Source organism: Salinibacterium hongtaonis (assembly GCF_003065485.1).
Classification (GTDB): domain Bacteria; phylum Actinomycetota; class Actinomycetes; order Actinomycetales; family Microbacteriaceae; genus Homoserinimonas; species Homoserinimonas hongtaonis.
The window spans coordinates 2524311-2543287 of sequence record NZ_CP026951.1; the positions used below are offsets into that span (position 1 = coordinate 2524311).

Sequence of the window (18977 nt, forward strand, 5' to 3'; positions counted from 1 at the left end):
AACTCCCCAACTAGCGAAATACGTCGAACAGCGGCCCCTGGCTCAGGCGCGAGCGTCGCGGGGACGAGGTCGCACCGGCGCAACATCCGTATCGTCCCAGGCCTTGATGATCGCCCAGGCCACTGCGGCGATCGGCACGGCGAGGAAGGCTCCGATGATGCCGGCGAGCACGGTGCCCACCGTGAGTGCCACCAGAATGACGATCGGATGGAGCTTGAGCGACTTGCCGAGAACCTGCGGCGACAAGAAGTTGCCTTCGAGCTGGTTAACTCCGATGACTATGGCGACGACGATAAGAGCCGTCGTCAGGTCATTGGTGACGAGGGCGACGAGGGCGGCGATCGTGCCCGTAACCGTGGCACCCACGATGGGGATGAACGCACCGACGAACACGAGAAGTGCCAGCGGCATCGCCAACGGAACCTGCAAAATCCACAGGCCGAGGCCAATCACGATTGCATCTACCGCCGCGACTATCGCGGTGCCGCGAACATAGCCGCCGAGCACGCCCACGGCGCTGTTGCCGATGCGAGCCGCCCTGGAACGCTGCCGCGGCCGAAGCCCTCGGGTGACAAACTCCCACAGGAACGGGCCTTCCTTGAGAAAGTAAAACAGCAGAACGAGCATCAGCACGAGACTTGTGACGACCTCGATGGCGTTACCCACGCCCGCGATGGCTCCCGAACTGAATTCGGGGCTTGTGAGAAACTTCACGACCGAATCTCGAAGCTCCTCGAGGCGAGACGTATCGATGCCCAGAGGGCTTGACTTCAAGAAATCCTGCACGGCATCGAGACCGTCACTCACCGACTTCACGAGTTTGGGCCATTCGCTGCGCACCCCGAAAACCACCAGGGTGATGATGCCGCCCAGCACGGCTAGCCCCGCAAACAAGGCGATCCAGGTTGCCAGCAGCGCTGGAACTCTGTGCCGCACCATCCACGAAACGAGGGGCCGAACGGCCGAGGAGATGATGAGGGCAAGGACCACCGGAACCACGACGACCGTAAGCCGAACGGCGACCACGACCACGAGCGCAACGACCGCAATGACCAGAAGCACCTGGGCGCTGCGGATGCCCGCCCGGCCGAGCGAATCGATCCACAGGGGCCGCGGGGTATCCAGTAATACGGCGCGGTCTCCGGGGGAGAGATCGAGATCGCTGGGAGGCGCCGGCTTCTGCTTGCTCAGTCTCATGCGGCACACGGTAGCCCCGACCGCGGCTCAGCGGGGAAAACTGGTGACGCTTGGGGCGAGCGCGCTAAACGTCGATCGTCACGGTGGCCGTGCCGCCTTCGCCGCCAACGACGCGAGAAACGCAGCACGACATCTTGGCGCGTGCCTCCTTTTGCCGGTCGCTGTAGAACACGTCCCGGTGATCGATCGAGCCCTCAAGCTCAAGCACTCGCACCTCACAGAGCCCGCATTCGCCCTTGCGGCAGTCGAACATCATGTCGACCCCCTCGTCCTCGAGCACCTCAAGCATTGACCTGCCAGAGGGCACGAGCGCCTCGACACCAAGGCGCGGGATGCGCACCGTGAAGTTCTCCGGCGCGAACCAGCCGCTATTGCCAAACGTCTCGTAACGGAGCCGGGTGGCATCAAGGCCGCGGCCCTGCCAGCGGCGGCGCACGGCATCCATCAGCCGGATGGGCCCACACATGTAGAGCTCGGTCGATTCGTCGAGGCCATCGATGAAAGCGGCGACATCGAGGGATGTCCCTTCGTCGTCAATGTGCACGTCGAGACGGTCGCCGTGGATGCCGCGGAGCCGATCCAGGTAGGCCATCGCCCGGCGGCTGCGCGCCACGTAGACAAAACGGTAGTCGGCTCCGAGCCGGGCGAGCACACTGCCCATTCCGACGAGGGCCGTGATGCCCACGCCTCCGGCGAGCACCACATACTTTTTAGCGCCCACCCGTAGGGGAAAGTTCTGCAGCGGCTGCGTCACCTCAAGCACCTCGCCCGCTCGCAGCGCGTGCATGAACAGCGAGCCGCCCCTCGACTGGGGCGCTCGCATCACGCTGATGGCAAGGAGATCGCCCGACGCGCTCGAATCCACAATCGAATAGGAGCGCCGGTGCCGCTCCGCGCCAATCGTGACCATCACGTCGAGATGGCTGCCCGGCGCTGCCACGACGGGCAGGCTCGGGCGCAGCTCGATGCGCTGGATGCCCTCGGCGACTTCTTCGACCGCCTGCACGCTTGCGGTTTGCCGGGTTTCGATATTGGTTGCCGCCATGATCGCGCCGCCTACCCTGCCGAGAGGGGACGGCCCTCTGCCTGCAGCATCCGCTCAAGAAGCCGGCGAACCCAGAGTCCGCCCGAGTCGATGTTGAGGTTGTAGAACTCGTAGTCGGGGTTGGCGTCGATCGCGGCCTGCTGCGCCTCGAGCATGGCCTCGTCCTCGCCGAACACTCCGAAAACTCCGTTGCGCAACTGCGTGGTGATGAGCTGGCTTTCGAGGCGATAGTTGCGCATGAATGCCCAGAAGTAGTGGCTCGTTCGCGCGGACTCCGGCGTGATCGTGTTCATCACATAGCCATTGACGCCCTGGCTGCGGTCGCCCTCCGGAGCACCCGTTCCCGCCTTGGCGACTCCCACGTCGATGCAGATCGTCGAAGGGCCCTCGAAGTGGATGATCTGCCAGCGGTCGACCTTGCCCTCGAAGCCCGGAAACTTGTCGCGCATGTTCTTGCGCCAAAAGGGCGGGGCATCGATGTTCAGCATCCAGCGCGTGACGGTGACGCGATTGCCCTCGTGCGTAACGACAAACTCCGACTCGCTGAGCTCCTCCTGGCCGATGCTGGAGCTGTGCACGAACTCCTCATGGGTGAGGTCCATGAGGTTGTCGAGCACAAGCTGATAGTTGCACTTGGCGTGGATCGTGAGGCCGTCGCCTGCCCACTCATCAGAGCTCATCTGACTCATGTCGGGCACCGTTGCCGGGTCGGCGAGTGTCGGGTCGCCGAGCCACACCCACACGTAGCGATAGCGCTCGACAACGGGAAACGATGGCACGGTCGCGCTGGGGTTAATCGTCTCCTGCGCGGGCATCGAGACGCAGCGCCCCGCACCGTTGTAGACGATGCCGTGGTACGGGCATTGAATCTTGTCGCCGTCGAGAACCTTGCCGAGCGATAGCGGTGCAAGGCGGTGCCAGCAGGCGTCGGCTAGCGCGATGGGCGTGCCGTCTTCTGCGCGGTAAAGAGCGAGCTTGCGATCGGCGATCGTGCGGGCGAGCGGCTTGCGGGTGACCTCGTGATCCCAGGCCGCGACATACCAGGCGTTGAGCGGGTAGTTGAAAATCTTGGCTGTTGCCGAGCTCTCGGTGGCGAGAGCGTGGGCGGGGGCAGTGGATGTCATGGTCACCTCTTTGTGATCGAAAACGTCCAACTACCTATGGAGATAGGTAGTGGTAGGTTCACGATAGCCCCACGACCCAGAAAAACGCAACGACCCCAGTCGGCATCGCACCGCAAAGGAACGAAGCATGAGCCTCCGCCACGCCATCCTCGCCCTGCTCACCGTCGAACCCATGACCGGATACGACCTCTTCAAACACTTCGAATCATCCGTCGGCTACGTGTGGCATGCCCCAGATTCGCAGCTCTACCCCATGCTTCGACGCATGGAAGACGAGGGGCTCGTCGATGGCGAAGAGGTCTCGTGGGGGCAACGCGGCAAAAAGCGCCGCTACACCGCAACGGCTGCGGGGATTGCTGAGTTTCGCCAGTGGATGAACACCCCACTCGAATACACGCGCGAGAGAGACCCCATCCACCTCAAGGCCGCCTACTTCGAGTGGGCGGAGCCGGAATCCGCCCGCGCACAGATGCTTGCTCACCGCGATCACTTTGCCGAGCGCCTCGCCCAGTGGCAGCTCAAAGTGCACGAAATCGATACGGGGACGAGCCCCATGCTCACCAAACGCCTCGCCTCGATCCCCGCGGAGGAGCATGCGGCGACAGTGGCATTCAAGCGCTTCACCTATGAAGGAATGATCGCCCACGCCCAACAAGAGATTGAGTGGGCCGAGCGCGGGCTGGCGCTCATCGACCAACTGGCGCACTAGCGCCGCACTCAGGCGCACGCCGACCCCCAACGGCACGGGTTAACGCGAAATGGCCGGCCCAGAGGGGCCGGCCATTCGTTATGCGTGGTGCTTAGACGGCGGTGCCGACGGGCTCTGCAGCCTCGTTGGCGGTCTGGTCGCCGTGGCCGACCGCAGCGGCGATTGTGGCGCCCAGGGTCGAGTCGACGGAGGTCCAGTACCAGATGAAGCGAGCCTTGATCACGTCGATCGTGAGGGCGCTGTACTGGCCGATGAGCGTCTCGTGGAAGCGAGCCTTCGACTCGTCGGTGAACACCTCGCGGTAGAGGGTTCCCGCCTGGCCGAAGTCGTCGTCTTCGGAGTGAAGGGTCTGCGCGGCGCGGATGAGCTCGCCGTCAGACTCCCAGCCACCCTCGCCGGCAACGGCCGGGTCAGCAACGGGGGTGCCGAACGAGTTCGGCACGTAGACGGGGACCGTCTCTGCGTTGAACTGGTACTGCATCTGGCCCTCGTGCTGGTAGTTGCGCGCCTCGGATGCGTGCGGCTGGTTCACCGGCAGCTGGTTGTAGTTTGCGCCGATGCGGTTGCGCTGGGCATCCGGGTAAGCGAAAACGCGCGCCATGAGCATCTTGTCCGGGCTGATGTCGATGCCGGGGACGAGGTTCGACGGCGAGAATGCCGCCTGCTCGATCTCGGCGAAGAAGTTGCGCGGGTTGCGGTTGAGCGTGAAGTGACCGACCGGAATGAGCGGGTAGTCCTGGTGCGACCAGGTCTTGGTCATGTCGAACGGGTTGAAGCGGTAGGTCTTGGCGTCCTCGTAGGGCATGACCTGAACCGAGACATCCCACGTCGGGTAATCGCCGTTGGCGATTGCCTCGAACAGGTCGCGACGGTAGTAGTCAGCGTCGGCACCGGCGATGCGCTCGGCCTCTGCGGCCTCCATGAGCTCAACGCCCAGGCGGGACTTGAAGTGGTACTGAACCCAGAATCGCTCACCCTCGGCGTTGATCCACTGGTAGGTGTGCGATCCGTAGCCGTTGAGGTGACGCCACGACTTGGAGATACCGCGGTCACCCATGAGGTACGTGACCTGGTGGGCCGACTCGGGCGAGAGGGTCCAGAAGTCCCACTGTGCGTCTGCGTTGCGGAGGCCCGTTGCGCCCATGCGCTTCTGCGAGTGGATGAAGTCGGGGAACTTCATGCCGTCGCGAAGGAAGAAGACGGGGGTGTTGTTGCCGACGACGTCGTAGTTGCCCTCGGTCGTGTAGAAGCGAAGCGCGAATCCGCGAACGTCGCGCCAGGTGTCGGGCGAGCCCTGCTCGCCGGCGACGGAGGAGAAACGCAGAAGCGTCTCGCTCGTGGCGCCGGGCTGGAAGACAGCCGCCTTCGTGTACTTGGACACGTCTTCGGTGACGGTGAATTCACCGAATGCTCCGCCGCCCTTGGCGTGGGGGTTGCGCTCCGGCACGCGCTCGCGGTTGAACGATGCGAGCTTCTCTACGAGAAAACGGTCGTGCAGTGCGGTGATTCCATCGGGACCGTTCGTGAGCGAAAACTCATCGCTCGCGATCGGCGCTCCGGCCTGGGTGGTCGTGTAATTGCTCACGAGTACTCCTTGGTTGTTGTTGTGGACGTTGAAAGAATTAGGCAGCGCAGGCGGGGCATAGGCCCCAGAAGGTGACCTCGGCTGTGTCGACGGTGAACCCGTGATCGGCTGAGGGGGTGAGGCAGGGAGCGTGCCCAACCGTGCATTCAACATCTGCAACAGCACCGCACTGGCGGCACACGATGTGATGGTGATTGTCACCGTGCTGCAACTCGTAGAGGGCAGACGATCCCGCCGGCTCGATCTTGCGCAGAAGACCGGCGGTGGTCAGCGCCGCGAGGACCCCATACACAGCCTGGAGTGAGGTGCTCGCCAGGTCCTGACGCACAATGCCGTAGATCGTGTCGGCATCGGCGTGGGGCTTCTCTTCGAGGGCACGCAGCACGGCAAGACGGGGCTCGGTCACTTTGAGACCGGCACCGCGGATGCTGTCGATGAGCATCTCTGTTCTGGCCGTGTGCATGCATCCATTCTAGGCTTATTTTGAGTAATTCAAAATAAGGATGTCCTAACCTTTGGCGAATACGCAGGGAGTTGCCAGCCCTCACCCGCAGCTAGACTGAAACCACCCCATCCGTGCGACGTCTTTGGAGTTCCAGGTGCCCGTAATCGTTGTCGAGGTAATGCCCAAGGCCGAACTTCTCGACCCCCAGGGCAAGGCCGTCGCCGGAGCCCTTCACCGCCTGGGCAAGACCCACTTCGGTGATGTGCGCATCGGCAAGCGCTTCGAGGTCACGGTGGACGAGGTTTCGGATGCCGTTGTCGCCGAGGTGCGGGAACTCGCCGAGACGATGTTCTCGAACTCCGTGATCGAGGATGTCGTCAACATCATTCTTCCGGCAACCGAGACCGCGGGAGAGACGCACTAGTGACCATGCGCATCGGCGTCATCACGTTCCCCGGCTCGCTCGACGACCGCGACGCGCAGCGCGCTGTGCGCCTTGCCGGCGGCGAGCCCGTGGCCCTGTGGCACGGCTCGCACAGCCTTGAGGGCGTTGACGCTCTCGTGCTTCCTGGCGGCTTCAGCTACGGCGACTACCTGCGCTGCGGGGCGATTGCCGCACGGTCGCCCATCATGGCCGAGGTCATCGACGCCGCAAATTCCGGCATGCCGGTGCTCGGCATTTGCAACGGCTTTCAGATGCTCGCCGAAGCTCACCTCGTCGACGGTGGCCTGATTCGCAACGATCACGGCCAGTTCATCTGCCGCGACCAGGTGCTCCGCGTCGAGAACGCGTCAACCGACTGGACCGGCGACTTCGCCCAGGGCCAGCAGATCACCATTCCCCTCAAGAACGGCGAGGGCGGATTCATCGCCGATGCCGAGACCGTTGCCCGCCTCGAGGGCGAGGGTCAGGTTGTGTTCCGTTACGTGGGCGTCAACCCCAACGGCTCAGTCAACGACATTGCTGGCGTCTCGAACAAGCGCGGCAACGTTGTCGGCCTTATGCCGCATCCCGAGCACGCCATTGAGGAGGGCTTCGGGCCCGACACGAGCGCCGCAATGCGTAACGGCACCGACGGACTCGCCTTCTTCACGAGCGTGATCAAGCAGACCTTAGTCTCGGCCTAAGCAGATTTCCGACTTGCCGACACCCCGTCGGCAAATGAGTTACTCTAGAAGCTCCCTACTTTTAGGAGTTCTTTCGTGAACCCGACCAGTGTCGCCCCGGCGAAGCCCTCGCCCCGCGAAGCATCAACCCGATTTACCCCCAGCGCGCTCTACCGCGTCGTCTCGATCGCCGAGGCGATCACCTGGACCATCCTCATCACCGTCATGGTGCTCAAGTACGGCTTTGGCATCGAAGGCTGGTACACGTTCACGGGCGGGCTCGTCCACGGATTCGTCTTCATTACGTATGGCGCGAGCGTGATCGTCGTGGGCCTCAACCAAAGGTGGCCCATCGGGCGCATCCTCTTTGGCATCGTGACCGCCATCGTTCCCTATGCGACGGTGCCGTTTGACCTGTGGCTCGAGAAGCGCAAGCATCTTGTCGGCCAGTGGCGCACCGAGAAGACCGACGACCCAAGAGACGCCGGATGGGTCGACACCCTCCTGCGCTGGTTCCTCAAGCATCCGCTGCTGCTGGGCACCGTCATGATCCTTGCCGTGATCGCGGTCGTCAGCGTGCTGCTGATTCTTGGCCCTCCTGGCGAGTGGGGAAAGTAACCTCCGACCGCCCGCGGATGACAAAGCCGAACGCGAGCGCAACAAAGAACATCAGCACGCCATAGACGGCGGCCGGCAGGCTCATTTCGACGCTGCCGATCACCGTCTGGGCGATCACGATGGCGAGAGTCGCGTTGTGGATGCCGATCTCGAACGAACTGGCGATCGCCTGCCTGCGTTCGATGGAGAACATCCGGGGCACAAGGTAGCCGACGGCCAAGCTGATCACACAGAACAGCACCGTGATTCCCGCAAGCTGCGCGGCATTGGCGAGTAGCAAATCAAGGTTCGTCACGATCGACCCGGCGATGACGACGATCAGAATGATGACGGACGCGATGCGAACCGGCTTGTCCATAGCGTCGGCAAACGACGGCTTCCACCGGCGAACGAGCATGCCGAGCACGACGGGTGCCAGCACAATCGCGAATACCTCGACCATCTTGTTGAGCTGCAGGCCCAGGGTGTTATCCCCCGGCAAGAAGACGGCGATAGCGAGGTTGGTGATGAGCGGCAGGGTGACGACCGCGATCACCGAGTTGAGGGCCGTGAGAGAAATGTTGAGCGCAACATCCCCTCGAAAGAGGTGGCTATAAAGGTTTGCGGTCGTGCCGCCGGGCGAGGCCGCGAGCAGGAGCATGCCCACCGCGAGCACGGGCGGCAACTGGAACAGCATCACCAGCCCGAAACAAATGGCGGGCAGCAGCAGAAGTTGGCAGCCGAGTGCGATCAGCACCGCCTTCGGGTGCTTTGCCACCCGAGCGAAATCGCCGAGCGTGAGCGAGAGCCCCAGCCCGAACATGATGATGCCGAGGGCGACGGGCAATCCGATAGTGGTCAACGCTGATCCCATGGCCACATGGTGTCGTATATCGAGGGCCGTGGCTAGACCAAGCTGACGGATGCCGCAGCGGCGATAACCCTTCGCCGAGAACCAGACGTGGCGAGACCCGGGTAGCCGAGCCTCGCCACGTGTCGCTGGCCTGCCTAGTTGAGCGTGGCCGTCGTCACGCCGAAGCCCGCGATGTACTCCGGGATCGGGCGGTAGAACGAGTAGTCGACGGTGTAGTCGCCGACGGCACCGAGCGCCGCGTAGGCCGCGATCCAGGTGCGGACCTCGTGCGACGAATTGCCCGCAATTTCGCTCATCTCGGCGGGAGTCCACGCGTCGATGGGCGACAGGTCACCCGACGCGAGGATGCGCATGAGCTCCTGATCCCATTCGGGAGCGAGGGGCTTGACGACGCCGACGCCGGCGGCGAAGTCCTTCGCGGCGTTGATCACGCGCTGCTGGCGAGCATCCCGCGCCTCGGGGGTGAGGTGACGACCGCCGCCCAGGAGGGCCTCACGAACCTCGGGGGTTGCCGTCGCAATCTGCGGAACGGGCGGCTCGTGCGAGAGCCCGCCGGAGCCGATCACGAGAACCTTCTTATCGGCCAGGCGCTCAGCGATAAACGCACCGAGCTCCTCACCCAACTGGCGGATGCGCTTGAGGGGCGTGAACGGGGGCGCCACCGAGTTAATGAAGATCGGCAGAACGGGCTTAGCGGTGATGTCGCCGTAGATGATCTCCATCGGCTGCACGGCACCGTGATCGACCTCCATACGCAACGAGACGGTCATGTCGATGCCGCGCTCCATGAGGAACTCGGTGAGCTCCGTGGCGATCTCGGTCGGCACGTCGAGCGGGCCGGCCTGGGTGCCGAAGTCGCCGATCGCAACAGCGTCATAGCCGACGCAGAACGGCGGCATGATGTCGTAGAAGAACCCGTTGTAGTGATCAGGCCCGATGTTGATCACGAGATCGGGGTCGTACTTCTTAACGAAGGAGCGGGCCGCCTCGAACGCGGCCTCAACCTCAGCCTTGACGTCGGCGGGCGGGTCGACGAACTCCAACAGCGGGCTGTGCGACATGGTCACGAGTGCGAGGGTCATGCTGCTGCGGCCTCCGTGTCGGCGCTCGGATCCTTGACCTGCGGGTCGTCCTGGCCGAGCAAGAAGTTCAGGTGCAACCTGTTGAAGGTCTCGGTGTCTTCGTACTGCGGCCAGTGACCGCACTCCTCCATCACCGCGAGCTTGCCGCCGGGGATGAGAGAGGCGATGCGGCGGCCTTCATCTACGGGCCCGGAGGGATCCTTCGTCGTCCAGAGCACCATCGCTGGCACCGTGATCGCCCGCAGGTCATCATCCGAAATCATGTTGCGCTTGCGGGTCTCAAGGTCTTGAAGTGCCATGTTCATCGTGCACGCCATCTTCCAGTCCGGCTGCTGGAAGATTGCCTGGCGGGTCTTGATGAGGTCATCAGTGACCATGCTCGGGTCGGCCATGAGCCACTCGAGACGAGCCTTAACGCGCTCCCACGACGGGTCGTTGGCGGCATCCATCGACAGCGTGAGGAGGCGCTCCATAACGACGGGGTTGGCCATCGTGCCACCCATCGTGTTAAGAACGACCCGCTCGACGCGCTCGGGGTAGAGCTGCGCAATCTTGGCTGCCACCCAACCTCCGAGGGATTCGCCGCTGAAGTAGGCCTTCTCGACTCCGATGGCATCCATGAAGGCGAGCACCTGGTCGATGTAGTGCGTGATCTCGAGTGGATGCTCCGGCTTTGATGAATAGCCGTGACCGATGAAGTCGATGGCCCAGCAGGAGAAGTGCTCGGAGTGCGACCGCAGGTTGCGGGAATACGCCTCGGCGTGGCCCGTGATGCCGTGAAGCATGAGCAACGCTGGCTTGGACGTGTCGCCGGCGTGCAGGTAGCGGGTGGAATACCCGCCGGCCTCGATATAGCCCTGGCTGAATTCGACCTGGGCCAGATCGGACCAGACACTCGTGAATGGTCGTTCGGTCATCGATGTGCTCCTTTTATCGCGTGTGGTGCTGTGTAGGGGTGATTCGCGAAGGTCGTTCACTGAACGACGATTCCGCCGTCGACCATGAGCAGTTGGCCCGTCATGTAGTCAGAGTCGGCACTCGCGAGAAAGACGGCGGTCGGCGCGATGTCGTCGGGAGTCCCCGTGCGGCCGAGCAGGATTTGTGATTCGTAGGCGTTGAGGGAGCGCTCGCTGGCGGCGACGACCTCGGCACCGGCGTCATCCCGCTCGACCTTCGACCACAGATCGGTGTCGATGATTCCTGGCCCGATCGCGTTGACCGTGATTCCGTGCTGGCCGAGCGCCCTGGCCGCCGACTGCGTCACAGAGAGGGTCGCGGCCTTGCTGGCGGCATACGCTGCGAAGTCGGCACTGGCCTGGCGCGACGAGGTCGAGCAGGTGTTGATGACCTTGCCACCGCCTCGGGGAATGAACCGGCGCGCGGCCTCCTGCGTGCAGAAAAGGGTTCCCTTGCCGTTCACGGTGTGCATGAGCTTCCACTGCGCCTCGGTGATCTCGAGAAACGGCTGGCGGATGCATACACCGGCGTTATTGAAGAGAACAGAGACCTCGCCGAGTTCGGCCTCAGCCGTGTCGAACATCGCGCGCACCGAGTCGGTGTCGACCACGTCGACCTGCACCGCGATCGCCCTGGCGCCCGCGTCACGCAGTTCTGCAGCGATGGATTCGGCGGCGGCGAGGTCGAGGTCGGCTACCGCGACAGCTGCCCCCGCTGCGGCGAGGTGGCGGGCGAACGCCGCACCGATGCCCCCTCCGGCACCCGTGACGATGATGTTCTTCGTGGCAAGCCGGTCAGACGCTGTGGGTGTAGTCATACTGTTCCTTCGGTCTGGATGCTGGGGGCCGCAGAGGAAGAACCGGTGCGGGGCGAACTGGTGCGAGACATGAGCGCGGCGAACCCGGCCCTCAGCCACGGCCGTGGCAGCCGCGATCCGATGGCAAAACCCGTGCGCCATATCGCGCCGGGGACCACGAGCGGCGTGTTGCGGGCGAACGCATTGACTGCGGCGATGGCGACCTGTTCCGGCGTGAGCCACAGTCGCTCGGGGATGCCAGCGGTCGCAACTCCCGAACGGCTGTGAAACTCGCTGCGCACGAAACCGGGCGCGACCACAGTGCTGTGCACTCCGGTCGAGCGAAGCAGGGTGTTGAGTCCCTCGCCGAATGCGACCGCCCAAGCTTTTGAGGCGGAATAGGTGATGGCGGGTGTGCCGGGGGTGAAGGCCGCGATGGAGGCAACCGTGAGGAGTCCGCCGCGTCCGCGACGAATCATCGCGGGCAGAGCGGCGTGGCTCAGCCGCATCACTGCGTCGACATTGAGACTCGTGAGCCTGCGTGAGGTGTCGATATCGTTGCCGAGAAACCCGCCGGGAGGAAGGCCGATTCCCGCGTTGTTGACGAGCATGTCAACGACGGAATCCGCATCCTGCAGCCGCGAAATCACCGCGGCGATGCCCGCGTCATCGAGCAGGTCGGCGGCGAGCGTCTCGACCGTAACCCCGGAGTAGTTCGCGAGGCGGGCCGCAACGCTGTCGAGCCGATTCTTGTCGCGCGCCACGATCACCAGGTCGGTGCCGCGCAGGGCAAGCTCGGCGGCAATCGCGAGCCCGATTCCCGAGGTTGCGCCTGTGACGAGTGCTCTCATGCTTTTACTCCCGGTTCGGTAGTGCGTGACCTGGCGACGCGAAAAAGCTTGGTGAGAGCATCCGCCAGGAACACGTCGATTCCAGATTCGGCGATCGCGCGCGGGTTCGGGGCCTCAAGCGCCACGATCACGTCCCTCGGGAGCGCCGACATGAGCTCAGTGAGGTCGAGAGATCCGTCGCCCGGCAGCAGGCGTCCCGTGCGGGCCTCCCATTGCAGAGGGCTGATGTCGGTTCGCTGACCGCGGGGCGCGACGGCATCCGCAGGAACCTCGCTGGGCGGTGCCCCGGCATCGCATAGTTGAACGAGCGGCAGACGAAATGCGTCGGCATTTCGCACGGCAGCCGGCACGCCACCCGAGCGCGCGAAATGAAGGCTGTCGATGAGAACTCCGCCGGTGGGTGTCTGCTCCACGATTGCGAGCGCCGCCTCGACGGTACTCACGGGCCTGTACGCCATCGGCTCGAGAAGGGGGCGGATGCCGTAGCTGCGACACAGCGTTTCGAGCTGGCCGAAACGGTCGCCCATCCGGGCACGGTCATCGTCCATTCCGACGCAGTACAGAAACTCGGCGCCCAGGCGCGCGCCTATCTCCAGATCGCGTTCGACCGAGGCAATCTCGACTCGTTCGTCGAGAAACAGCACCTCGATCTGGGTGACCCCGAGGCCCGTGCTGTCGAGAAGGTCGAGCGCATGCCGCATCATGGCGGAATCCGGGGCCATCGGCCACAGCAGTTCCGTTTCATCCATGGGGCGGATGCGAATGCCAACGTCGCTGAAGCCAGCATGGGCCGCGGCCGTGATCAGCTCAGTCGGTGACAGGTCGAGGGCCGTGAGGTGGTCGACCGCGAAACGGTTCATTCGAGTACCACCCCGACGAGCTTGATCCACGTCTTGCCGACCGCCTCGGGGGCAGAAGAAAAGGCTGCGGCGCCGTTGTCGAACGAGAACGCCCGCCCGAGAACCCGTTCAGGATGCACTATCCCTCCCGCGACGGCGGCAATCGTCGTTGCGAAGTCATGAGGGTGGTCATAGATCATGGAGCCGATGATCGTGAGCCCGCGGCGCACGAGGATGCGGTTGTCGAGTTGCACCGGCTGGTCGCCGACGCCGACCACGACGATGCGGCCGCCCGGGGCGGCCGCCTCAATTGCGGACGTGCCGCCTGCCGCGCTGCCCGAGGTCTCGAAGACGACGGAAAACAGTTCATCGGCGGGGGCAGACTCTGCGCCGAGCGTGACAGCGAGGCGCAGCCTCGCCTCGTGGGGGTCGACAACGACTACGCGGCGGCCCATCGCGCGAAGGACCTCGGCGACGAGCAGGCCCTGTGCCCCTGCTCCCACAACCAGGATGGAATCGTCCTCTGCACGAATGTCGGCCCGCCTCACCGCAGCCATGGCAACCGCCAGAGGCTCGATGCATACTGCTGCCTCATCCGTAACGCCCTCGGGGAGCTCCCATGCGAACTCCGACGGAACCGCAACGAGTTCGCTGAGAAGGCCAGGACTGGTGAGGGCGAGACTGACCCTCTCCGTGCACAGTGCGGGCGAACTCTTCTGGCACGGATCGCAATCGCCGCACGGATAGTTCGGCTCAATGACGACTCGCTCACCGATTCGCGATGGGGCAACATCGTCGCCAACGGCAACGATCCACCCCACGGCCTCATGCCCGAGAACCCACGGAGTGGTCGGTGGGGTTCTGTAACCCGAGAAGTATCCGAGATCGGTGCCGCACAGACCGACGGCGTTGATGCTAATTAGCACTTCGCCCGGCCCACAGACCGGGGCGGGCAGGCCATCGGCGACTCCCATCTGGCCGGGAGCGGTGAGCACGAGCGAGCGCATTGACGAGGTTCCTTGGGGATGCTGAGGGAGGATCAGACGAGGACGAGTCCGCCGTCGACCGTGACGATGTGGCCGGTCATGTAATCCGAACCGGGGCCGGCAAGAAAGACCGCGGCGGGGGCGAGGTCGTCGGCGACCGAGACTCTGCGCAGCAGAATGCGCTTTTCGTAGGCCGACATCTTGGCCGCGCGTGCCTCTTCGTCGGCGACGACGCCGTTCCAGAGCGGGGTCGCCACGATGCCCGGGGCGAGCCCCATCACGGTGATATTGCGAGGCGCGAGCGAGCGGGCGCCCGACTGGATGAGCGAGTTGATCGCAAACTTGCTGGCCGAATAGTGCGCGAAGGTGGCGTTGGCCTGCTTGCCCGTGATCGACGTGAGGTTGATGATCTTGCCGCCGGTGGCATCCATGCGCTTGGCGACCTCTTGCATGCACATGAGGGTTCCGAGGCCGTTCGTGTTGAGCATCCGGTCCCAGTCATCGCCCGTCACCTCAAGAAACGGGATCTCGCCCGAGATGCCGGCGTTGTTGACCATGACATCGATGCGACCCCACTGGGCGACAACGGAGTCGAGGCCCGCAGCGATGCTCTCGCGGGACGTGATATCCAGCTGAAGCGCAATGGCGGCGCCACCCTGGGCCACGATGTCGTCGCAGACCACCTGGGCGGGGCCGAAGCTTCGGTTGGTGACCGCCACTCGGGCTCCCGCTTTCGCGAGAGCCCGAGCGATCGCCTCACCGATTCCGGTGCCGGCGCCGGTGACTACGGCAACAGTGTTGGTGAGGTCGGTCATGATTACTGGAGCTCGATTCCGAACTTCTTGAGCGACTTGACGGTCGCCTTAGCCGTGGTCTTGAGGGTCTCGTACCAGTTGGCCTCGGTCTCGGCGTCCAACATCGGCATGTAGTTCGCCTCGGCAAAGTCCGCGAAGGTCTTCGACTCGGTTGCGGCGAGAGCTGCGGAGCGGAGGGCCTCGCGCACACCCTTGTCAAGACCGGCGGGGGCGGCGACACCGTAGATGGTGAGCGTCATGTTCTCGACGTCGGCCTCAAGCTCGGTGAGGGAGGGGACCTCGGGCAGGTAGTCGAGACGCTCGCCATCGGTCGTGAGCACGGCGAGGGCCACGAGGTCTCCGCTCGCGATGAATGGCATGACACCGGATGCGTCAAGCATTGCGAAGGACACGTTGTTGCCAACGGCTGCCTGCACTGCGGGGCCGGCTCCGTCGTAGGGAACGGCCGTTGCCGCAACGCCAAGGTCCTCGGTGAGGATCTCGGTGTTGATGTGAGTGGGGGTTCCGATGCCACTCACGGAGTACGTGAGGCGGTCTGCGTCGGAGAGGTCCTCGTAGCTCGCGATGCCCGAATCCTTGCTCGTGACGACGATGTAGGGCTGCGTCATGATGCCGGCGACGGGCTCGAAGCTGTCGAACGTGTACGGCGCGGTGCGAAGCTCAGACTGAACGAACGCATCACCGGGGGTGAACGTGATCGAGTAGCCGTCGGCCTTCTTGGCCGAGAGCTCGCTGAGGCCCGTGATTCCGGATGCGCCGGGCTTGTTCTCGACGACGATAGTCGAGCCGAGCTCCTCTTCCATGCCCTTCGCCAGGGCGCGTGCCGCAATGTCGGTGGGGCCACCGGCGGAGTAGGGAACGACCATGGTGATGTCCTTGGTCGGGAATTCAGGTTCGGCAGCGCTGCCGGTGGACGACGCGGTGCTGCTGCAGGCAGCAAGCATCGAGATTCCGGCGACGACGGCGACGCCGGCGACAGTTGCGCGGAAGCGGTTAGACATCCTTGTTCTCCTTGATGGTGGGGGTGGCATCCGTCGGGGTGGCGGCTGCCGCGTTGGCGCTTTCACTGCGCAGTCCGGAGAGATCGGATGCCTGGGTGGGCAGGATCTCCGCGGGCTCGTCGCCGTGTAGCGCCAGGCTCTTGGGGTTGGGGTGGTGCAGGGTGTCATCGAACTTCGCCGCGATCTTGCTGCGGCGGCGGGCGATGACCTGAAAGACGACGACGCCGACGAGAAGCACAACGATGAAGAGCGAGAACGGACGCTCGACGAAGATGGCCGGGTTGCCGTCAGACATGAGCAGCGACTGACGGAACGACGACTCGAGAAGCGGCCCGAGAACGAGCGCCAGGGCAAGAGGGCCCGGGTCGTAGCCGGTCTTGCGCATGAGGTAACCGACGATGCCGAAGATGAGCATGACCCACATGTCGGTGACGTTGTTGTTCACGCTGTAGACGCCCACCATCGTGACGACCACGATGATCGACGACAGGATGCCAATGCGCACGCGGATGAGGTTCACGAAGAGTCCGACCAGGGGCAGGCTCAGCACGAGCAGCATGAGGTTTCCGACAACCATCGAGGCGAGCACGCCCCAGAAGATCTCGGGGTGATCCGTGACGAGCTGCGGCCCCGGCGTGATGCCCTGGATGAGGAGGGCCCCGAAGATGAGCGCCAGAATCACGTTCGAGGGGATACCGAGCGAGAGCAGAGGCAGGAACGACGAGGTCGACCCGGCGTTGTTTGCGGTCTCGGGTCCGGCAACGCCAGCGATGGCGCCCTTGCCGAACTCCTCGGGGTGCTTCGACACCTTCTTCTCGGTCGCGTAGGAGGCGAGGGATGACACGACGCCACCGCCACCGGGCAGAAGGCCGAGCACGAAGCCAATCACGGAGCCACGGGCAATAGCACCCGACGAGTCCTTCATATCTTGCTTGGTGGGGATGATGCGGCCGAGCTTGCCCGTGATGCGCGCGCCCTTGTGCTTCTGCTCGAGGTCGTAGAGCACGTCACCGATGCCGAAGAGTCCCATCGCAACCGCCACGAAGTCGATGCCGCGAAGGAGGTCGACCGAGCCGCCCGTGAAGCGGGAGATGCCCGTGACGGCGTCGATTCCCACGGTCGCAATAAGCAGACCGAAGCACGCGACGATCACGTTCTTGCTGGGCTTCGACTCGCCGAGGGCGGAGACCATGAGGATTCCGGCGATCGCGAGCATTGCGTACTCGGGCGGGCCGAGCTTGACCGCATACTGCGCGATGACGGGCGAGAGAAAGATGAGGCCGATGATGGCGACGAGACCACCGATGAACGAGCCAATCGCCGAGATACCGAGCGCGGGGCCTGCGCGGCCCTTGAGGGCCATCTGGTGTCCGTCATAGACGGTGACGACGCTGGCCGCCTCGCCGGGGAGGCGCAGCAGCACCGACGTGATGGTTCCGCCGTAGTAGGCACCGTAGTAGATGCCGGCGAGCATGACGATCGCGGAGTCGGCCGGCAGCACGTAGGTAAGCGGAAGCATAAGCGCGATGGTGGGGGCCGGGCCGAGTCCGGGGAGGATGCCGACGACCATGCCGATCACCACGCCGATAAAGACGTAGAGGAGGTTCTGTAGCGAGAGCGCTACCTGGAATCCGAGGAGGACCTCTTCGAAGTTCATTAGAAGCCCTTTCCGAGGATGAGGTTGAGCACGACGTCATCGGGCATGGGCACCCCGAGGAGCACTCCGAAGCCGATCACGAAGAGCGCGGTGAGGCCGACGGAAAGGCTGATCGTGACCTTCCACGACTCCTTGGCCATCCACCGCAGCCACACCACGGTGAGGGCGAGGCACGAGAGCGTGAGGCCGACGATCTGGAAGGCAACGACGAAGGCGGCCATGAGGGCGAAGCCGACGACGATTATCCACGTACGCTTGGACAATGGTTCGTATGCGGATGAGTCTTTCTCGGTGACCAGCGTGACGAGGGCAGCGATGCCCATCGCGCAGCTCACTAAGAACGGCCACATTCCAGCACCGGGTCTCGCCAGAGTTCCCATGGGCAGGCTCAGGCTGTAAACGACACAGGCGAGGGCCGCCAGGACTATGACAACGCTCGTGGTTCTAAACAAATGCTTCTGCAGTTGCACTCTCACCCGGTACTCCGATCACCTCAATGTGCGGATGCAACACTAAGTACGAATAATGCATTCGTCAATTCGAGATGCATTTCATTTCTTTGCTACATTCACCTTGTGACTCGACAAGGATCAGCGGAGACCCTCAGCAGCCGCATGTATGCCGTCATTCGCGACGCCATCCTCATGGGGGAGGTCGAACCGGGGAGTCGGCTCCAGACCGCTGCGCTCGCCGAGAAGTACGACTCGAGCACCACCGTGGTGCGCGAGGCGCTCACTCGGCTCTCGACCGAGCGCATCGTTCGCAACATTCCGCAGCGCGGGTTCTTCGTGCAGGAGCTCTCCATCGACGAGCTCGACGACCTGGGCCGGGTGCGCATCCACAACGACACCTTTGGGCTCCGCCTCGCCGTTGAGCGCGGTGACCTGGAGTGGGAAAACCTGATCATCACGACGCACCACAGGCTCTCCCGGGTACCCCGGCGCGACCCACAGCTGCCCGCTGTCACGCGCCTTGAGTGGACCGACGCCCACCGCGCATTCCACCTCGCCCTGCTCGCCGCCTGCCGCATCGACATCGTGCAGCAGGTCGCCGCCGTCGTCTTCGACTCGACCGAGCTCTATCGCCGCTGGGCAGCCCCCTCCTTCAAGCCCGCCCACCACGACATCGACCGTGAGCACGAGCAGATCCTGCAGGCAGCCCTCGACCGCGATGTCGACCGCGCCGCCGAACTCCTTGCCTCTCACTACGGCCACTCGCACGCGATCATGCTCAAGGCGGGCCTCGCCCTCCCCGAGCGCGCGGCACAGTCCTCACACGAGGCCTAAGAGCTCACGATCACAGGCTGAGCG

Annotated in this window: 21 protein-coding genes; 5 read left to right on the plus strand and 16 right to left on the minus strand. The window is 64.0% G+C overall.

The annotated features are described in order from the left end of the window. Positions 1–42: 42 nt before the first annotated feature. The 3 genes from C2138_RS12105 to C2138_RS12115 all read right to left on the minus strand — a co-directional run bounded on the left by C2138_RS12105 (position 43) and on the right by C2138_RS12115 (position 3366). Positions 43–1197, minus strand: coding sequence for an AI-2E family transporter (locus tag C2138_RS12105; RefSeq protein WP_108518166.1), 1155 nt, complete (start codon positions 1195–1197; stop codon positions 43–45). Between the two features lie 64 nt (positions 1198–1261). Further along, a complete protein-coding gene (locus tag C2138_RS12110; protein ID WP_108518168.1) occupies positions 1262–2242 on the minus strand; it encodes a PDR/VanB family oxidoreductase in 981 nt (326 codons plus the stop codon). A gap of 11 nt (positions 2243–2253) precedes the next feature. Then, on the minus strand, positions 2254–3366 hold the full coding sequence (locus tag C2138_RS12115) for an aromatic ring-hydroxylating oxygenase subunit alpha (protein ID WP_199286540.1): 1113 nt from the start codon (positions 3364–3366) through the stop codon (positions 2254–2256). Positions 3367–3493: 127 nt separating this feature from the next. Here C2138_RS12115 and C2138_RS12120 point away from each other — a divergent pair, with 127 nt between their 5' ends. Then, the gene (locus C2138_RS12120) at positions 3494–4075 is read left to right on the plus strand and encodes a helix-turn-helix transcriptional regulator (protein WP_108518172.1); all 582 of its coding nucleotides are present in this window, start codon (positions 3494–3496) and stop codon (positions 4073–4075) included. A 91-nt stretch (positions 4076–4166) separates the two neighbouring features. Here C2138_RS12120 and C2138_RS12125 read toward each other — a convergent pair whose 3' ends face one another. Continuing rightward, the gene (locus C2138_RS12125; RefSeq protein ID WP_233245501.1) at positions 4167–5660 is read right to left on the minus strand and encodes a catalase; all 1494 of its coding nucleotides are present in this window, start codon (positions 5658–5660) and stop codon (positions 4167–4169) included. Positions 5661–5697: 37 nt separating this feature from the next. After that, positions 5698–6123 carry a Fur family transcriptional regulator gene (locus C2138_RS12130; protein WP_199286541.1) on the minus strand — a complete coding sequence of 142 codons (426 nt, stop codon included), beginning with the start codon at positions 6121–6123 and terminating at the stop codon, positions 5698–5700. A gap of 136 nt (positions 6124–6259) precedes the next feature. Between C2138_RS12130 and purS the strand changes: the two genes are divergently transcribed. The 3 genes from purS to C2138_RS12145 all read left to right on the plus strand — a co-directional run bounded on the left by purS (position 6260) and on the right by C2138_RS12145 (position 7830). Further along, positions 6260–6529 (plus strand): phosphoribosylformylglycinamidine synthase subunit PurS, encoded by a 270-nt coding sequence (gene purS, locus C2138_RS12135; protein ID WP_108518176.1) that lies wholly within the window; start codon positions 6260–6262, stop codon positions 6527–6529. 5 nt (positions 6530–6534) lie between these two features. Continuing rightward, positions 6535–7233, plus strand: coding sequence for a phosphoribosylformylglycinamidine synthase subunit PurQ (gene purQ / locus C2138_RS12140; protein WP_108519124.1), 699 nt, complete (start codon positions 6535–6537; stop codon positions 7231–7233). 75 nt (positions 7234–7308) lie between these two features. Continuing rightward, entirely contained in the window at positions 7309–7830 is a 522-nt protein-coding gene (locus C2138_RS12145) for a DUF3817 domain-containing protein (RefSeq protein ID WP_108518178.1), read from the plus strand. Here C2138_RS12145 and C2138_RS12150 read toward each other — a convergent pair. The 11 genes from C2138_RS12150 to C2138_RS12200 form a co-directional block, all read right to left on the minus strand. Further along, positions 7784–8683 (minus strand): bile acid:sodium symporter family protein, encoded by a 900-nt coding sequence (locus tag C2138_RS12150; protein WP_108518180.1) that lies wholly within the window; start codon positions 8681–8683, stop codon positions 7784–7786. The genes C2138_RS12145 and C2138_RS12150 overlap by 47 nt on opposite strands. 134 nt (positions 8684–8817) lie before the next feature. After that, positions 8818–9765 (minus strand): 3-carboxyethylcatechol 2,3-dioxygenase, encoded by a 948-nt coding sequence (locus C2138_RS12155; protein WP_108518182.1) that lies wholly within the window; start codon positions 9763–9765, stop codon positions 8818–8820. After that, positions 9762–10682, minus strand: a complete 921-nt coding sequence (locus tag C2138_RS12160; RefSeq protein ID WP_108518184.1) for an alpha/beta fold hydrolase — start codon at positions 10680–10682, stop codon at positions 9762–9764. Before C2138_RS12160 ends, C2138_RS12155 begins: the two co-directional genes overlap by 4 nt. Before the next feature lie 56 nt (positions 10683–10738). After that, complete coding sequence (locus tag C2138_RS12165; protein WP_159078228.1) at positions 10739–11539, minus strand: SDR family NAD(P)-dependent oxidoreductase; 801 nt, start codon at positions 11537–11539, stop codon at positions 10739–10741. Continuing rightward, positions 11536–12369: an SDR family NAD(P)-dependent oxidoreductase gene (locus C2138_RS12170; RefSeq protein ID WP_108518188.1), complete on the minus strand. Its 834-nt coding sequence runs from the start codon at positions 12367–12369 to the stop codon at positions 11536–11538. The genes C2138_RS12165 and C2138_RS12170 overlap by 4 nt, the downstream gene beginning before the upstream one ends. Then, on the minus strand, positions 12366–13229 hold the full coding sequence (locus C2138_RS12175; protein ID WP_108518190.1) for a sugar phosphate isomerase/epimerase family protein: 864 nt from the start codon (positions 13227–13229) through the stop codon (positions 12366–12368). The genes C2138_RS12170 and C2138_RS12175 overlap by 4 nt, the downstream gene beginning before the upstream one ends. After that, positions 13226–14215: a zinc-dependent alcohol dehydrogenase gene (locus tag C2138_RS12180; protein ID WP_108518192.1), complete on the minus strand. Its 990-nt coding sequence runs from the start codon at positions 14213–14215 to the stop codon at positions 13226–13228. The genes C2138_RS12175 and C2138_RS12180 overlap by 4 nt, the downstream gene beginning before the upstream one ends. Before the next feature lie 32 nt (positions 14216–14247). Next, the gene (locus tag C2138_RS12185) at positions 14248–15009 is read right to left on the minus strand and encodes an SDR family NAD(P)-dependent oxidoreductase (RefSeq protein ID WP_108518194.1); all 762 of its coding nucleotides are present in this window, start codon (positions 15007–15009) and stop codon (positions 14248–14250) included. Positions 15010–15011: 2 nt separating this feature from the next. Next, a complete protein-coding gene (locus C2138_RS12190; protein WP_158268788.1) occupies positions 15012–16010 on the minus strand; it encodes a tripartite tricarboxylate transporter substrate binding protein in 999 nt (332 codons plus the stop codon). Continuing rightward, entirely contained in the window at positions 16003–17667 is a 1665-nt protein-coding gene (locus C2138_RS12195) for a tripartite tricarboxylate transporter permease (RefSeq protein WP_108518198.1), read from the minus strand. Before C2138_RS12195 ends, C2138_RS12190 begins: the two co-directional genes overlap by 8 nt. Continuing rightward, entirely contained in the window at positions 17667–18143 is a 477-nt protein-coding gene (locus tag C2138_RS12200) for a tripartite tricarboxylate transporter TctB family protein (RefSeq protein WP_108518200.1), read from the minus strand. The genes C2138_RS12195 and C2138_RS12200 overlap by 1 nt, the downstream gene beginning before the upstream one ends. Before the next feature lie 99 nt (positions 18144–18242). On the opposite strand from C2138_RS12200, the gene C2138_RS12205 reads away from it, so the two are divergent. Further along, entirely contained in the window at positions 18243–18953 is a 711-nt protein-coding gene (locus C2138_RS12205) for a GntR family transcriptional regulator (protein WP_158268789.1), read from the plus strand. Positions 18954–18977 lie beyond the last annotated feature (24 nt).

Coding starts and splice junctions, on each gene's coding strand:
- C2138_RS12160 (WP_108518184.1), bottom strand. CDS start 10,682: ATGACCGAACGACCATTCACGAGTGTCTGGTCCGATCTGGCCCAGGTC.
- C2138_RS12130 (WP_199286541.1), bottom strand. CDS start 6,123: ATGCACACGGCCAGAACAGAGATGCTCATCGACAGCATCCGCGGTGCC.
- C2138_RS12175 (WP_108518190.1), bottom strand. CDS start 13,229: ATGAACCGTTTCGCGGTCGACCACCTCACGGCCCTCGACCTGTCACCG.
- C2138_RS12170 (WP_108518188.1), bottom strand. CDS start 12,369: ATGAGAGCACTCGTCACAGGCGCAACCTCGGGAATCGGGCTCGCGATT.
- purQ (WP_108519124.1), top strand. CDS start 6,535: ATGCGCATCGGCGTCATCACGTTCCCCGGCTCGCTCGACGACCGCGAC.
- C2138_RS12180 (WP_108518192.1), bottom strand. CDS start 14,215: ATGCGCTCGCTCGTGCTCACCGCTCCCGGCCAGATGGGAGTCGCCGAT.
- C2138_RS12185 (WP_108518194.1), bottom strand. CDS start 15,009: ATGACCGACCTCACCAACACTGTTGCCGTAGTCACCGGCGCCGGCACC.
- C2138_RS12120 (WP_108518172.1), top strand. CDS start 3,494: ATGAGCCTCCGCCACGCCATCCTCGCCCTGCTCACCGTCGAACCCATG.
- C2138_RS12115 (WP_199286540.1), bottom strand. CDS start 3,366: ATGACATCCACTGCCCCCGCCCACGCTCTCGCCACCGAGAGCTCGGCA.
- C2138_RS12110 (WP_108518168.1), bottom strand. CDS start 2,242: ATGGCGGCAACCAATATCGAAACCCGGCAAACCGCAAGCGTGCAGGCG.
- C2138_RS12150 (WP_108518180.1), bottom strand. CDS start 8,683: ATGGGATCAGCGTTGACCACTATCGGATTGCCCGTCGCCCTCGGCATC.
- C2138_RS12155 (WP_108518182.1), bottom strand. CDS start 9,765: ATGACCCTCGCACTCGTGACCATGTCGCACAGCCCGCTGTTGGAGTTC.
- C2138_RS12190 (WP_158268788.1), bottom strand. CDS start 16,010: ATGTCTAACCGCTTCCGCGCAACTGTCGCCGGCGTCGCCGTCGTCGCC.
- C2138_RS12165 (WP_159078228.1), bottom strand. CDS start 11,539: ATGACTACACCCACAGCGTCTGACCGGCTTGCCACGAAGAACATCATC.
- C2138_RS12195 (WP_108518198.1), bottom strand. CDS start 17,667: ATGAACTTCGAAGAGGTCCTCCTCGGATTCCAGGTAGCGCTCTCGCTA.
- C2138_RS12105 (WP_108518166.1), bottom strand. CDS start 1,197: ATGAGACTGAGCAAGCAGAAGCCGGCGCCTCCCAGCGATCTCGATCTC.